General features: G+C 41.0%; 16 protein-coding genes. 7 read left to right on the top strand and 9 right to left on the bottom strand.

Features of this window, described 5'->3' with window-relative positions:
• Together PL9631_RS19755 and PL9631_RS19750 are read left to right on the top strand one after the other, a co-directional pair.
• Window positions 1–393: DUF1257 domain-containing protein (locus PL9631_RS19755; RefSeq protein WP_083622992.1), on the top strand; the 393-nt coding region annotated here is incomplete at its 5' end.
• Window positions 394–539: 146 nt separating this feature from the next.
• Entirely contained in the window at window positions 540–1,052 is a 513-nt protein-coding gene (locus PL9631_RS19750) for a hypothetical protein (protein WP_083622990.1), read from the top strand.
• A 111-nt stretch (window positions 1,053–1,163) separates the two neighbouring features.
• On the opposite strand, the gene PL9631_RS19745 is transcribed toward PL9631_RS19750, so the two are convergent.
• From PL9631_RS19745 to PL9631_RS19700, 9 genes are all read right to left on the bottom strand, one after another.
• Window positions 1,164–1,694, bottom strand: a complete 531-nt coding sequence (locus PL9631_RS19745) for an HU family DNA-binding protein (RefSeq protein WP_083622988.1) — start codon at window positions 1,692–1,694, stop codon at window positions 1,164–1,166.
• 339 nt (window positions 1,695–2,033) lie between these two features.
• Window positions 2,034–2,279, bottom strand: a complete 246-nt coding sequence (locus tag PL9631_RS19740; RefSeq protein ID WP_026789234.1) for a plasmid partition protein ParG — start codon at window positions 2,277–2,279, stop codon at window positions 2,034–2,036.
• Window positions 2,276–2,653, bottom strand: a complete 378-nt coding sequence (locus PL9631_RS19735; RefSeq protein ID WP_197046442.1) for a ParA family protein — start codon at window positions 2,651–2,653, stop codon at window positions 2,276–2,278. The genes PL9631_RS19740 and PL9631_RS19735 overlap by 4 nt, the downstream gene beginning before the upstream one ends.
• Before the next feature lie 494 nt (window positions 2,654–3,147).
• On the bottom strand, window positions 3,148–5,892 hold the full coding sequence (locus PL9631_RS19725) for a plasmid replication protein, CyRepA1 family (protein WP_197046441.1): 2,745 nt from the start codon (window positions 5,890–5,892) through the stop codon (window positions 3,148–3,150).
• A gap of 202 nt (window positions 5,893–6,094) precedes the next feature.
• Window positions 6,095–6,562 carry a hypothetical protein gene (locus PL9631_RS19720; protein WP_083622982.1) on the bottom strand — a complete coding sequence of 156 codons (468 nt, stop codon included), beginning with the start codon at window positions 6,560–6,562 and terminating at the stop codon, window positions 6,095–6,097.
• Between the two features lie 156 nt (window positions 6,563–6,718).
• A complete protein-coding gene (locus PL9631_RS19715; protein ID WP_156090639.1) occupies window positions 6,719–8,020 on the bottom strand; it encodes a hypothetical protein in 1,302 nt (433 codons plus the stop codon).
• A 413-nt stretch (window positions 8,021–8,433) separates the two neighbouring features.
• Window positions 8,434–8,967: a hypothetical protein gene (locus PL9631_RS19710; RefSeq protein ID WP_083622978.1), complete on the bottom strand. Its 534-nt coding sequence runs from the start codon at window positions 8,965–8,967 to the stop codon at window positions 8,434–8,436.
• A 178-nt stretch (window positions 8,968–9,145) separates the two neighbouring features.
• Window positions 9,146–9,925: a hypothetical protein gene (locus PL9631_RS19705; protein WP_156090638.1), complete on the bottom strand. Its 780-nt coding sequence runs from the start codon at window positions 9,923–9,925 to the stop codon at window positions 9,146–9,148.
• On the bottom strand, window positions 9,846–10,277 hold the full coding sequence (locus PL9631_RS19700; RefSeq protein ID WP_083622975.1) for a hypothetical protein: 432 nt from the start codon (window positions 10,275–10,277) through the stop codon (window positions 9,846–9,848). The genes PL9631_RS19705 and PL9631_RS19700 overlap by 80 nt, the downstream gene beginning before the upstream one ends.
• Window positions 10,278–10,653: 376 nt before the next feature.
• Between PL9631_RS19700 and PL9631_RS19695 the strand changes: the two genes are divergently transcribed.
• From PL9631_RS19695 to PL9631_RS19675, 5 genes are all read left to right on the top strand, one after another.
• On the top strand, window positions 10,654–11,013 hold the full coding sequence (locus PL9631_RS19695; protein ID WP_156090637.1) for a hypothetical protein: 360 nt from the start codon (window positions 10,654–10,656) through the stop codon (window positions 11,011–11,013).
• Window positions 10,973–11,668, top strand: coding sequence for a hypothetical protein (locus tag PL9631_RS19690; protein ID WP_083622971.1), 696 nt, complete (start codon window positions 10,973–10,975; stop codon window positions 11,666–11,668). Before PL9631_RS19695 ends, PL9631_RS19690 begins: the two co-directional genes overlap by 41 nt.
• A gap of 34 nt (window positions 11,669–11,702) precedes the next feature.
• A complete protein-coding gene (locus PL9631_RS19685; protein ID WP_083622969.1) occupies window positions 11,703–11,927 on the top strand; it encodes a hypothetical protein in 225 nt (74 codons plus the stop codon).
• 76 nt (window positions 11,928–12,003) lie between these two features.
• Window positions 12,004–12,870 carry an endonuclease/exonuclease/phosphatase family protein gene (locus PL9631_RS19680; protein WP_197046440.1) on the top strand — a complete coding sequence of 289 codons (867 nt, stop codon included), beginning with the start codon at window positions 12,004–12,006 and terminating at the stop codon, window positions 12,868–12,870.
• Between the two features lie 339 nt (window positions 12,871–13,209).
• Window positions 13,210–14,331, top strand: coding sequence for an iron-containing redox enzyme family protein (locus PL9631_RS19675; protein WP_083622967.1), 1,122 nt, complete (start codon window positions 13,210–13,212; stop codon window positions 14,329–14,331).
• The last annotated feature ends 4 nt before the right edge of the window (window positions 14,332–14,335 follow it).

The following is a 14,335-nucleotide window of genomic DNA, read 5'->3' as shown; positions in this document are numbered from 1 at the left end:
CATCTAACAACTATCAAAACCTCAATCAAAGACCGCTTTGTCCTTAAACAAGTTCTCAACAAATTAATTGAATCTCAACTTGATATTCTAACAGGAGCAACTCTCGAAACCAATAGCGTTATTGAAGATTATTATGGCAATAGCATAATAGCAGACTTTGTTATTCGACGACCCCACCATAATTATAATTTAGGATTCAAGCTCAATTCTCAAGGGGAATATGAGTTTATTTCCGATAATGATGCTTGGGGTAAAACAAAGTTTATGGAGGCTTTATTACCAATGTACGCAAGGGAAAACACAATTTATCAGCTACTAGCCCAGGGATTTGAAATTGAATCCCAAACCGAGAATGATGGGACTATTAAGATTGTGGCGGGTAAATGGGGCTAGAACCAATAATATTAAGGAAAGTAGAATTAAAAGTCTTCAGGATTCTGAGGGCTTTTTTTATTTCCTAATTGCTTTGTGAGATTTTAACATTGTCAAAAAAAAGATATTGTAGTACGATAGAAGTACAGTTGTTATTTTGAATTAAAATGGTTTCACAAATCACAGCAAAACTAGCAGTTTCCACTCTAAAAAATACGGTCAAAGACTTCAACTATTGGGGCGAGTCCGAATCAGATAGTCCCCTGGCAATCAAGCGAACCAAATCAGTTTTAGATGATAAAAAAGTTCTAAGTTTGGATGCTACAGCCCGGAAAAAAGCTGTTGGGGTAACGGGATATAAACCTCCTGAGCGAACCGTCCGAGTGATGGATTTGACCGAAACTTTTTCTCCATTAATTGTTGAAAGTTTGACCGGAGTACAGGGTGTTGCTGAAGCTATTGCAGCCGGAAGTATTCCCTTGGAGAATCTGGAAGGAGTAACAGAAATGCTGGAATATAATGTCCAACTTTATAGTTTGTTTAAGTTGTTAGAGAATCCGCGAGTTATCTATGTCGAAGATGAGGGGACTGACCCTGACCCCTATACGGGATTATTCATTACCGGACTGAGTTCCGATGGTGAAACTGTTTATGCTCAGGCTCTATTAACTCAAACCTAATCTTTCAAGTTCTCCCTCTAAGTTTTGGCAGTTTGGCACTAAAAAAAGACTACTAAAAAAGACTATGGATCAGCGAATCCGTAGTCTTCTTTTTATGGGATTAATCAAGCATTAAGCAAAAAGTTGGGGTAGAACTTCAGAGGCAGATTTCCAACCGTCTTGTCCTTCAGTCCAGATTAGGGTATCGGGAGTGATTTTACCTTTGCCTTTCCCCCTCAATTGGGATTCAGGAATTGGGAGAGCAGCCCCATCCTTAACAATGTGCCAAATCCTTGATACTGCTACTGCTACTGGTACTGGAGGCGGTAAAGCAGTTGGAATAGTCGGGGGAATCGGGGGAATCGGGGAAGTCGGGAGAGTTAAGGTAACAGATTTGGGATTCTGAATAGCTTTCTCGAAGGAGTCGAAGAACCGGACTCTAGGTTTAGTCCTAGCTTTAGCGATAATTTGTTCTCCGGTTCTAGGATTGCGAGCTTGTCGTTCCCCCAGTTCTTTAGGGTAAAAGACTCCAAAATCAACGATTTTGACTTCGTTGCCTGCCCGTAGTTCTAATTGGACAAATTTGATAAAAGATTCAAGGACTGATTGAATGGTAGCTTCACTAAATCCCGTCGTTCTTTCAATATAAGAGGTGTCTAGCATCTATCAATGAGTAATTTGTTAATTTGATTGTAATTGCATTTACCAAATTGGTCAACTGCTAAAAATATTTGAAACCTCTTGACACTCTAACCCTACTCCTGACGGGATTATGAGCTTAATTGTACCCTAAATATTTCAGAATATTGATTCAATTACTATCTATTTGCACCCGAAGAAAATACTAAACTATAGGGAAAGTCTCAGGGAAAAGCTAAGTGAATCTAACACCATTTCATATTAGCCCTACGAGTTTAATACCTGTTCTGACTGGATTACAGCAAGAAATCAGAATGCCACCCTATTGAGCTTAAATGTTTAAATGTTCAGACATTCAAATGTTTAAATATCTGAATGTTCAGACAACCAATTATCAACGAGTTGTTCAATGATTTGACTCATTTCCTCACCGTCTATTGTGGCTTGGGTTTTCAGCTTCCGGTGCAGTTCGCGTGGAAGGTAAATAGTGGTTCGGACATAGTTGGGGTCTTTGCTTTTGCTGAGTTTGTCCGCACCGGATAAATCGTCTGGGGGTGTTGTGGCATCTTTTCCCTTGGCGACATTAAACAAATTATCAAAACGGCTCATGGTAATATCTCCAGTCCAACTTGTTGATAACATTGCCATGCCGCTTTGGAGTAGGGATCATTCACCTGGCCAACAGAAATACCTTCTAAGGCGGCTTTTTGAAACACTGCCAACCGTCTAATCCCCCCTTGAAAAATTGGGAGTCCGGCTTTTTGAATAGCGAGTCGGGCTTCTGAGCCACTGCGATTAGGCTTGGGGGGAATTACAGTCAAAAGGATTTTATAATTACTCTGAAGACTATGCAGAGCATCGACCATTTGTAATGTGGCTCGGATTGCTAAAGCATCGGGAGAAGTGGGGAGCACCAGTAAATCACATCCTTCCGCAATCGTTTTCAGGTCTTCGGGATTGGGTCGGGCTGGTGTATCAATCACAATATGCTCAAATTGCCTTGCGNGCACCCGAAGAAAATACTAAACTATAGGGAAAGTCTCAGGGAAAAGCTAAGTGAATCTAACACCATTTCATATTAGCCCTACGATTTTAATACCTGTTCTGACTGGATTACAGCAAGAAATCAGAATGCCACCCTATTGAACTTAAATGTTTAAATGCTCAGATGTTCAGNCTTTCTCTAAGTGATTTTTGGCAGTTTGTTCTAAATGATGGAGTTTTTGAACCGTTCCTTTTAATTGTTCAGTGAACTCGGGAACTTGAGCTAAAGGGTCTAAAACTTCACCTAATAAACGCTCACATTCTAAAGCGGTTTTCTCAACTTCTGAGACTTCAATTAAATGCCCTTCCGCTTGTAATTCTCTAACTAAAGTATTTCTAAATTTCCATTGACCTGCATTCACTCGGGCAGCAAATTTAGCCCAAGTCTGAGTATGTTTGGGAGTCAGTTGCTCATCAAAATCTATTGATAACTCTAAATCAATTTCTTGCAGAATTTTAAGATTGCGTTTAAAAACCTTATTTTGAGTTGCTNTTGATGAACCAGTTCAGGATGCAGTAAATAATAATGTAACCGCAGCTTAGGATAATCCCCCGCCATATCCCTCAACACCAATTCTGGCGAGACTTCAACCCCATAACGATAAGAAATCTCATAATGACGCTCCTGGGCTAAATCCTCTTTGGTTTTCTGGCGCTTGGTTTTCATTTCTTCATATTTTTCCCGACAAAGTAAGGATTGAATAGCAATAAACAAAGCATAATTGTATTGATTAATATTCCGAGTTTGCGTGGCTTTCTCTAAGTGATTTTTGGCAGTTTGTTCTAAATGATGGAGTTTTTGAACCGTTCCTTTTAATTGTTCAGTGAACTCGGGAACTTGAGCTAAAGGGTCTAAAACTTCACCTAATAAACGCTCACATTCTAAAGCGGTTTTCTCAACTTCTGAGACTTCAATTAAATGCCCTTCCGCTTGTAATTCTCTAACTAAAGTATTTCTAAATTTCCATTGACCTGCATTCACTCGGGCAGCAAATTTAGCCCAAGTCTGAGTATGTTTGGGAGTCAGTTGCTCATCAAAATCTATTGATAACTCTAAATCAATTTCTTGCAGAATTTTAAGATTGCGTTTAAAAACCTTATTTTGAGTTGCTAATAAGGGTTTCCAATAACTACAGCGATTGCCAATTTGACCACAACCATAGTTCGCCGCCCAAACATGACAAGGAACATTTAAGTCTCGAACCCGGGCTAAAAACTGACAAGCATCTTTAACATTAATTGCCCCTTGGAAAATCCCAAATACCGCTTGAAAATGATTGTAGAGATCAATGCTAACTCCTGTGCCAATTGTGGGAGAAGTAATAATAATATCATAATCTTTAATATGATTATTGATATCTTCCATACAGCCAAAAGCCGCATGGGTTTCATCAGCAACGGTTTCTGAATCAATTCGCAAAATCTTCAACTCAGGAAAAGATGCTTGCAGTTGACTTTCTAAATTAATACAAGAAAACTTCCCTTTAACTTTCTGACTATCCAAAACCATGAGAATCGGAGCTTTCCCTACGGATTCATAGAGTTGAGTTATCAGATGAGACGGATTTGATTGATTATAAACAATAATTTTCCGTTGTTGATTATGCTTATATTCATTCAGATAAACTTGAGGATTAACTTTAAATCCAGCACAATCGATTAAATAATCAATCCCATAATCCGATAAATCGGCATCTTGAGCAATAATTAATCCCTCAGAACCCAAAACTGTTTGCATTAACTCGGTAAACATTCGACATAAAATAGCTCGTTTTTCTATGCAGGTTGAACTATTGAGTAAATGCCAGATAATTTGTTCGACTTCATCTAAAATAATGACCGCATCTGACCATTCCGACGGATTAAACTTAGCTTGACTTAGGGGATGTAAACTATCAATACATAAGCCAAAACCAAAGATAGAATCCTCTTGATGTTCCTGGCGGTCTTCTACCCAAACTAATCCTAATCTCTTACAAATAGAGCGCCCTAACTGAATCCGATGGCTAATTACTAGAACTTTCCGCCCAATGCCCATTGATTCTTGAATTAACGGGATTAAATTCTCGGTTTTTCCGGTTCCTTTTCCTGACTTAATACAAACTAATCCCTGTTCAGGAAAGTTTAACTTGAGGTAACGACTATTAAGTTTAGTTACAGGATAAGTAATAGAATATTCTTTACAATAAATCCAATACTCTAAATCCGTTGCTTGAGCAAATAATTCATCAAATTGATGTTCACCATGATTGACAATAAAATCATCCACACCTTTATCGGGGCCAGGTAAAGTAATCACCCAAGCAGGACACTTCAAGGATTTCAAACATTGACCGAGTTTTTGGATTTCTCGATTAACTGCAATTCGGGTAGTCCGTTTCTGGTCATGGTCAAAACAGATATAAATGGGTCGGCTATTGGTTGCAAACCGTTCTAGTTCAGGGAGTAGGAAACTATTGATTTTCACCCTATTGCTATCTCGCTGAACTCGTACCCCTCCGTTAATTCCCGGTAAGGCGATCGCCACATAACCAGCAGTTAATAAAGCACCCGCTTTCTTCGCCCCTTCACAAATCGTAATGGGAATATTATTCTCTAGTACCCAGTCCCAAAACCCGATATCTTCTTGGGATAGTAAGGAATCTAATAAACTATCGTATCCCTGGAGTAAATGCGCCGGGGAAATATTGAAAGGAAGTTGCCAATGATGTTGTAGTCGTTGTGAATATTTCTGGCCATAGCCATGTTTCAAGGCAATCTTTAGACCGATACGCCAAGATACCGAAAGTTGAAAAATACTGGTGGTGACTTTTGGGGGATGTTCATATTTGATGACCTTGGATTTCCCGGTATTCAGGTCTGGGATTTGTCTGGGTTTATCAGGTTTGAAACAGCCCCAGTTTCCTAGACCTTGACAATACCAGCCCCCAACTTCCAAGTGTTGATAGGTGTGGAGGGTAGAACTATTGAGTCTTCCGGTGTTGAGTCGCTTGAGTTGTGGGGAATAAAGTAAATACTCGGCGGGTTGATATCCTTCTAAACTAACAACGTTCAGACCAATGATATCTTGATGGACTCCAGAGCCTTGCCATTCAATAAAATGCGGTTCCTTGAGAAAATAAGGAGAAAAAGTTGAATAAATACTTGCATCGCACCCTGATTGTGCTAATATATCCATAAGTTTATGAAAGGGTTTCAACAAAACCCTGGTTGAATAACTAACTATCACCCGCAGAAGCGTCGCAAACATTCCTGTGGGTGATTTCAATTTAAGCCTAAATGGTTAAAAAATCAATCAATCTCAGTAATATTTAACATACGACTTGAGAAACGCTTGGATTTAAAGCCCAAAGCATTAGCCCGTCAGGATTGTCTAAGTCCTAGCAGTTTGGACGGCCATTAAAATACCTCCCACAATCTCCACCCGGTCGGATGCCATATTGAATCAAATAATCTTCATAAGTTTTCTGAGGTTGAGGTGGTGAAACAATCCGATAATTTGGTGCAAACCGATCACGATCAAGGCAACCGGAGCCGCCGTTATTCTGCAAGCAAAACCAAGCCTCCGATCCTTCCTCAATAACAATAGGCTTCTCTGGTTTTTTTACAACAACTTTGGGCGGTTCCGATGGTTGGGTAGGTGTTATTAATTTCTGATTACTGATATCGGGTTTAGGTTGTTCCGGTGTAGGTAACTTGGTGATAGTTTGACGACTATTAACTACATGAATAATTCCCCCAATCAAGCTAACGGTGATGGTAGCGATCACAATCCCTTTTAACAATATCAATCGAGGCTTACTATCGTCTAGCTCGGAGGAGGTCGGGTTAATATTAATTGTTTGCATAATTTAGAGATTGATATTAGTATTTATGCCGGGATGATGTGGATAGGGAGGATAGGATGGATGGCATGGATGATAAAAAATTGGAGGGGGTAGAGGGGGTGGATTGCCTGGATATCCTAGTCATCCTAGCCATCCTAGCCATCCACCCCCTCCAGGCTAAGACGGGATGAATATGACCTGAACTGCTCCCCCAATTTGTCGATTTTCAATTTTGCCTAATCTCGCCTCAACAAATTTCTCGAACACTAAAAAGGTAGATTCAGATGATAATTTAAGCCTTTGACCTGCCCCCGACTTATAAGCTTGTCTGATTGAAAGCTCACCATTATGTTTAGCTAATTCTAAAATTTCAAGCATTTCAGGCAAGAATTCAACGCCGTTAATAATGTGATTTTCCCGGGGTTGTTCTGGTGCTTTCTCAAAATTAAATCGGGGGAACTGTGGTTCAGGTTTTGAAGGTTGACGGGGGTGATCATCCTCCTCAAAGTCTTCTGATTGTTCCACTGATTCAAAGACCGGAATTGATGATTTATCAAGGAATCTAGGCTGAATCAAATTAGCGGGTGCATTGCCTTTTTTGCGGTACTGGGTATGATGCTTATGGGTGGGATGTTCCGCTATCTGAAGAGGGTTTGATCCTGAAATAACAACCGGATAAGCTGTGTTCTTAATGTGCAGAAAACGGGAGTCATCGTGCTTCCATTTATTTCCAATTTCATCTCTGGCTGATGCTCCACAAAGCACCAATAGAAAGTTATTCCTAAACTTCCCATCAATGCCTATGGCTTCGGTATTGTGGCTCTGCATGAACCCTAACAAACAGATGTCAAACTTCCGTGCGTTGGAAAGTTTGCGGATGGCATAGATAAAGGTATTTCTGCGTTTTGTCTTATCAGGCAGGGGTTTGATAACGTCTAAATGTTCAAGTTCTGATAGGGTGTCGTTAATTTCATCCAGGCAGACAATCAACGGGTGTCCGTCCTCGTATTTCCGGCGTTCAATTTCATCTATCAACCATTTCATAATCTCAAAGATGGTTTCGACATCACTTTCAACCCTTGGGAAGCCCATCTGTTTCCAGATGATATTTTTTCGTTGGTGAATGTCAAGTACAATCACTTCCGCAGGAGTAACGGCGGTTAATTTCCCAACAATAAAACCAGCAGCGAGTGAAGTCTTAGCACTGCCGGAGTTACCCCCAACTAAGATTCCAGAAGCTTCATCGGCTAACCAATCCCAATTGTAGAAATCCAACTGTTCAGGTAGAGCATTGAATTCCATCTGATAGTAAGTATTCATTCCCCCCGGTGACATAGGGCTTGGTGGGAACAGAATATTTTGTACAGTTTGAACTTCCGCAGCTTGATAAAGACCATAAATCTCGTCTTGGGTGTCGCGTTTAATAATATTTCGTTCTTCTTCCTTCAGGCCCTTAATTGAAAGGGCGATCGCACCCACCCCAAACAGTCCAGTAACCCCCGCCGAGTAGAACCGACTGGGGTTAATTCCGGGGTTTACTGTACTCCAACCAAGGGCAAGGAACCCGCCAGCGCAACAAATTAAAGACGATACCGCAGCTTCATGTTCTTCAAGCCAGGTCAGAAACCCCATCCCCAAATCACCCCCATTAAATATGTAATTAAAGTAATTGATGAAAGTGTCAATAGAACGCTAGGGGATGTTGCGAACTGTCCTGAATAAATTTGCCTTCCTATTCGGGTACACATCACCAAGCAAGCGATAATTAGACATAAAAAAACTGACCAATACAGCCAGCTAAAGTTAGGGACGGAACGAGAAACTAGACTTAAAAAATGTCCTGCTCCTGTACTCGCTAAACCCGTCCCAAAGTAGAGACTAAATCTTGACATCTATCCCCCTCTTAAATCTGCTTTTCGCTGTTGCATCTTGGCTCGGAACTGTGATAATTGTTGTTGGATTTTTTGGGCTTCAGCTTGCCTCAAAGCAATGTTTTTCTGATATTCCGCAGCTATTCCGTCCATATTAGAATTAAGCTTTTGATTGTGGGAATATTGGGCAAAATTAGCACCCGCAACTTTAGGGATAGTGCCTGTTACAGTCTTTACTAATTTGGCTTCTGTTTTACTAAAAGCTCCCAATTCCTTTCCGTACTCCTGAGACAATTTCTCGTAACCTTCAAGGGTTTTGTGCATCATCTTTAATTTTTGTAAATCTTCAGGAGATAATGCCCATTGTCGGGCTTCCCATTCCCTTAAAAGGTCGGCAGAAGTGGTGATGTAGACCCCATTTTGTGGTCTATAATCAGGGGTGATTAGGTTTTGTGGGATAGGTGAAACATCCCCTTTAATGGCTATTTTAGGGTCGGTAGCAGTATCGTTTTTTCCGCCTCCGAATATTCTGCCAATGGCGTTAAATATTCCCATTAGAAACCCCCCATCATCTGCATAACTAAACCGTCATATTGATAGGGTGATATGCTCTCAAGTTGTCGTAGGATGCGCTTGAATCGTGATATAATCGCTTTCATAATTAATCCTTCGTGATGGTTGGATTTATTAGAGAGGCGGCTTTCTAGCAGGATGACCGTCTCTCTTAGTTGGTTTATTTGTTCAATGATTTCTTGATAGTCATGACATCGACTTTCTGAGTCCGAACTGCTGTTTTTTTCTTGCTGTTCTGTTGGTTGGCTGTGGCTTGCTTCCCCAAGTCCTGAACAGTTTTATCCGGTGTCCCTTTGTTGGTTTTCCCTAGGTTTTCCAGTTGAGAATTGATAATTTTTTGGAAATCTGAGTTAATTGCTGTTTGGAGATTGTAGGCTTGTTCAAGTCCGTTTAGTTGCGACTGTAACAACCCAGTAATTAAAGCGACTGAACCCGCTTCACCAATGGCTAAACCCTTCTCAAATTCCTGTCGGATATGTTCATTAGTTAACCCCTCCTGAACGGAACCCACCGCCCCAATATGATCAGCTAAATTCTGATGAACGGGATTTGATAAAGCCAATTCTCGGAGCGCCGCTAAATCCGATTTACTAATAGCATCTTGGTTTAGTCCCAACTCCTCAACCAAACTTAGAGCGCCGTCCCCTAACTCATTCTCGACTTCCTCCCAGTCCACAAACTCCTCTGAGTCCTCAATACTGAATGATTCCGGTGTTTCGGATTTTGGGACTGTGCCGTTTAGCTTTTGGGGCGCGATTCCGGTTAGGTGATTTGCGATCGCAACTTCCCAAGACTCGTGAATCTTGTTGGGGTCATAGCCCATTTGTTTGATAGCGATTAAGATTTCTGATTCGGAAACATTAAGCTGCTTGGCTAAGTTTTTCAGAATCAGAAACTGTACTTTTTGCATTGTCGATTTTTGATTCGGTTGTGCAGACATTTTCTAGCTCCTCTAAGTATTTTTTGATGGTTAATGATTGAGAATTGTTAACAATGAAATCGTCAATTAAGTCCGGGCGTGGTGCTGATTTACATTGCTTTTTGTCATGTTCATCAATGCGCTCAATACACCAAACAACATAATCACAGTAGGCTTTACGAGGTTTGTAATACTTCCAAAAATCATCGACATGAGTAATTAAAAGGTTGACCCATGTTCTGAGTGTTTGGGGCTTGCGTTTTAGCCGTTCAGTTAAATCCTTTTGGGAAGTGTACAAACTGTTCTCGCTTCGATTCTTGTAAAGCCTAACCCGTTCATTGTTTGGGATAATTTCTGGGTTAATTACTGTCATTTTCCTTTGGATAATAAAGTGAATTAATTGCTTCCCACAGTTGAGCCTCTTATTTTGAGGATGTGGCTAGGCTGTTTAGTTTTCGAGGTTCCGAGGGGGAGAAGCGGTAAAGCCTCTCAGGGTGAGTGATAGCTTCCTTTGGGTATCTTCTGAGTCCTATCTAGGGTTCTGCGAGAGGATGTTCTGGGGTGCTATGTTGGCTAGTATTACACTTATTACCCGTGAATGTCAAGAAATAATCAAGGGTAATTATATATTTAAAATATTTGGGGGTCTTAAAAGGTTTGAAGGGTACAAGGAGTACAAGGGGTATAAGTGTAGACATGGTATTTAAGGGTAAAGCGGGTGATAATAGTAAAAAGCTCAAACGATGACGATGGAAAAAATCAAACCGCTAAAAGTAGACCCGCCTGAAGCCCTGCACTTCAAATTTAAGAAGATGTGCCTTGAGCTTTATACCAACATGAAAGCTAGGGCTTTATGCCTTATAGAGTTAGATGTTGCAAACTATGAACAAGGGATAGACACACTAAAAACAGCCTCTAACACCAAAGGAATAGATCCTAGTGAGATTCTGCCCATCCTCTGTAAAGCCATTGAAGGGAAGACTCTTGAGGATGTCGAACTCGCGTTATTAGCTGACACCTTAGACATTGATCAAGCCGTTCTACAGCACTGCCGGGATAAAAACACCAATGGAAACAAACGAACTAAAAACGCCCCATGTCATAGCTAACTGGGAACCCGCTATCAGTCCATCAGGGTTAGCTTTTCTTGCTCCCGATGGACTAAGAAAAGGGGAAGTTTTATCTATTTATAAAGATATTGAGGACTGGCTAACGGAAACGGCGGCTAAGTGGGGTGAGGTGCGGTTACTGTATAACGGAGCGAAACAGGGATTAAGAAAAATAGGAGCGAGTGCAACAATGTCCAATTCAACCCCTAACCCTAACCCTAACAAACCATCGGAACCCGTCAACCCCAAAGTTAACCCCATCACCCTTAGACCTGATGACGACTATCAACGGGTAACAGAATTTTTATTAAGTCATTGGCAGGATGGAAAATCAGTCTGTGTAGTTAGTCAAATTGATAACCGTTGCTTGTTCCAAAATGACAAACTTCTCCCGGCACGGGCTATCATTCAACCCTCTGAATGGATTGGACAGAATTATCTATGGTATTGGCGCGACTCAATGGATGATTACGCCGCGCTCCGTGACCTCCTAACCCGTGACGTTTATATTCCCAAGTTTGAATACAGACTGAGACGCCCTGATGGTTCAATGGCACGATATCAGACTGATTACTACACCGCAAATTATCTGGGTGTCCCTGTCAGGGTTGGTGTTTCAGGACTTGCTGATTGGGAATTGTTGACGACACCATAGCAATATTTTTAGTTATTTATTAGGAGTAAAACCCATGCCTACAACAATTTCAGAGGAACAATTTAACCGATTAAAAGAACTTATCCTTAGATTGCAAAGCCTCACCCAAAAGGAATCAGAGGTTAGTCAGTTAGTGAATGAAATTAATCAACTTCTGGTTGAGATTGAAACCGACACAGATGGAGAGGAAGCCTCAATAGAAGGGTTAATCACTCGGTCTGAGGGCGACCCATTAATTATTGATGGTGGTAATTCTTAAAGTTGATAGCTCAGAACACGGCTAACCCGTTTTACTCCCCAACTTTTGGAGTCCCCCAAGTAACTGAGAAAGCGCCATGCTCTCAAAACTTGCACGCAGGATTGCTGAAAAACTATCAGCTAAACTCAACTTTTATAGAAAAACAAATATGGTTAAAGTTGCAACAATCAACATCTTATTTGACCTCAAAGAATGGACACAGCGACGGGAACTCCTGGTTGAAGGACTGGCGGCAGAGAATGCGGATTTAATTGCTTTGCAGGAGGTCGTCAAATTACCGGAAGATACAGGAGCCTGGCTTGCAGAGAAGCTAGATATGCCCTACCTGTACCTCGCTCCTAAAGTCAACGATGAAGGAACCGCTCTGTCTGAAGGAATCGCCATTCTCAGCCGCTATCCGTTCGTCAAGCAAGAGATGCTGGCATTGAAAGGGCAGAACCGCGTTGCCCAATATGTTCAGGTTGTGGTGGATGGGCAACCGCTTGTCCTCTGCAATGGACATTATTACTGGTATCCGGGATCTCATCGGGATCGGGATATTCAAGTGCAGCAGGTTTTAGATTGGCTAGGACAGCTTCCACCAGAACTACCCGTTGTCGCAGTCGGAGACTTTAATGGAACCCCTGAGACCTCAGCGATCGCCCTTATGCGGCAACAGTTCACGTCTGCCTATGCCGCACACCACGGTCAAGAACCAGTCTATACCTGCCCGACTCCCCTAGTCCGACGCAATTGGAAGAAAGTGCTGTGGCATACGTTGCGGCAATTGCGCTTCAATCACACACTTCGCCCTTGGCGAGGCACCTTAGATTACATCTTTGTCAATCACCATCTGCGGGTCAAGAACTGCCAATTAATACTGAACCAACCCGCTTCTAACAGTCGTACTCTCTATCCTTCTGACCATTTTGGCATCATGGCTGATTTGTACATCCTCCATTAAGTTATAAACACTGATAATGAATGGGTCAGAAACGCCAACAGGACTTACGCAACTGATAGACGCGATCGCTATTAAACAGAAGTTAACTTCATGGAAACATAGGGATAAAATCGATTAATTCAACTCTCTTTAGAAAGAGATTGATAAATCTTGAAATCTTAAAAACTCATCAAATATCTGGCAAAAACTGTTGACTTTTAGGCTATTTTTTGATGATCCATCTACAGATAGATTATAGAAGAACTGAAACTTGATTATAGTGAGATTAGCTGACTAAATAAATCTTAATATTTAGCTCAGGTCGGAATTAATCGTTAGGAAATAATTAGGAATTATCGTATGACAGCAACTTTGAGTCCCGATCAAGTGATTAAAGGGATATCAACCAATCTGCCTTCACTTTCTCAATCCGTTAATTTTATTGAGGCAGAACAGCACTTTATTCAACTGCTAAATTTAGAAAATCTCGATCAGGAAATCAGTATTAACCCAGAATTAGTAGAACCGTTTGAAGCCCCAATCAATACAGCTTTATTAAGGGCTTATACCGAAAAGATTGAAAATAATGATATTAATTTAGCCCGCTTATTTTTACAACGCATTCTTTATCGAATTAATCGGCTGAATTTGTTTTGGTATGATGATTTAAAGCACTATAGCAACGAACGGTCTTATTATATAAACTGGGTGCGCGATCGCATTGAGGAAGTTTGGCAAACTTGGGAAAATGCCCAATTTGATCTCGAAGAATACAAACAACAAGATATTAAGCAAGCGTTAAATGAACGGAGCGAGGTTGATCTCAACCCAGCAATTAGTGAAAATAAATATTATTTGCGGCACGAAATGACCCGGGAAGGGTATAAACATTTATTAGCGATCGCTTCTTTAGATGGATTAGTAGAAGCCAGTCGAATGTCGCGGATTTTGGGCGGTGCGAGTAACGAAGTCCAAGCCACATTAATCTTAGTGTTACTCGAAGAATATGGCAATGGTCATCTCCATCGAAAACATTCAACCTTTTTTGCTCAAATGATGGCAGAATTGGGGTTAGAGACGGAGCCAGAAGCTTATTTTAACATGGTTCCTTGGGAAGTTTTAGCCTCAATTAATCATAATTTTCTCCTAACAGAGTGCAAGCGTTATTTCTTGCGTTATAACGGCGGCTTAACTTACTTTGAAATTGCTGGCCCTGCCATTTATACCGATTATAAATTAGCCGCAGAACGGATCAAACTTTCAGATACGGCCATGGGGTATTGGGCATTACATATCCGTGAAGATGAACGTCACGGTCGCTGGATGTTAGACAAAGTTGCGTTACCCCTAGTGGATCGATATCCGAATGATGCTTGGCAAATTCTGCTCGGTTATGACCAAGAAAAATGGATGGGCGATCGGGCCGGGGATGCCGTGATTAAAGCTGTTAAACAAGCAGAAAAATCTGTTAGTAATTCCTAATTCA

This window comes from Planktothrix paucivesiculata PCC 9631, assembly GCF_900009265.2.
In the GTDB taxonomy this organism is placed as follows: Bacteria; Cyanobacteriota; Cyanobacteriia; order Cyanobacteriales; family Microcoleaceae; genus Planktothrix; species Planktothrix paucivesiculata.
The sequence above is the reverse complement of the archived record's forward strand: the minus strand, read 5'-3'. Positions and strand labels throughout refer to the sequence as shown.

What these genes read in the sequence shown, in the direction of transcription:
- PL9631_RS19750 (WP_083622990.1), top strand. Translation starts at nt 540, where the DNA reads ATGGTTTCACAAATCACAGCAAAACTAGCAGTTTCCACTCTAAAAAAT.
- PL9631_RS19745 (WP_083622988.1), bottom strand. Translation starts at nt 1,694, where the DNA reads ATGCTAGACACCTCTTATATTGAAAGAACGACGGGATTTAGTGAAGCT.
- PL9631_RS19740 (WP_026789234.1), bottom strand. Translation starts at nt 2,279, where the DNA reads ATGAGCCGTTTTGATAATTTGTTTAATGTCGCCAAGGGAAAAGATGCC.
- PL9631_RS19720 (WP_083622982.1), bottom strand. Translation starts at nt 6,562, where the DNA reads ATGCAAACAATTAATATTAACCCGACCTCCTCCGAGCTAGACGATAGT.
- PL9631_RS19710 (WP_083622978.1), bottom strand. Translation starts at nt 8,967, where the DNA reads ATGGGAATATTTAACGCCATTGGCAGAATATTCGGAGGCGGAAAAAAC.
- PL9631_RS19705 (WP_156090638.1), bottom strand. Translation starts at nt 9,925, where the DNA reads ATGTCTGCACAACCGAATCAAAAATCGACAATGCAAAAAGTACAGTTT.
- PL9631_RS19700 (WP_083622975.1), bottom strand. Translation starts at nt 10,277, where the DNA reads ATGACAGTAATTAACCCAGAAATTATCCCAAACAATGAACGGGTTAGG.
- PL9631_RS19695 (WP_156090637.1), top strand. Translation starts at nt 10,654, where the DNA reads ATGGAAAAAATCAAACCGCTAAAAGTAGACCCGCCTGAAGCCCTGCAC.
- PL9631_RS19690 (WP_083622971.1), top strand. Translation starts at nt 10,973, where the DNA reads ATGGAAACAAACGAACTAAAAACGCCCCATGTCATAGCTAACTGGGAA.
- PL9631_RS19685 (WP_083622969.1), top strand. Translation starts at nt 11,703, where the DNA reads ATGCCTACAACAATTTCAGAGGAACAATTTAACCGATTAAAAGAACTT.
- PL9631_RS19680 (WP_197046440.1), top strand. Translation starts at nt 12,004, where the DNA reads ATGCTCTCAAAACTTGCACGCAGGATTGCTGAAAAACTATCAGCTAAA.
- PL9631_RS19675 (WP_083622967.1), top strand. Translation starts at nt 13,210, where the DNA reads ATGACAGCAACTTTGAGTCCCGATCAAGTGATTAAAGGGATATCAACC.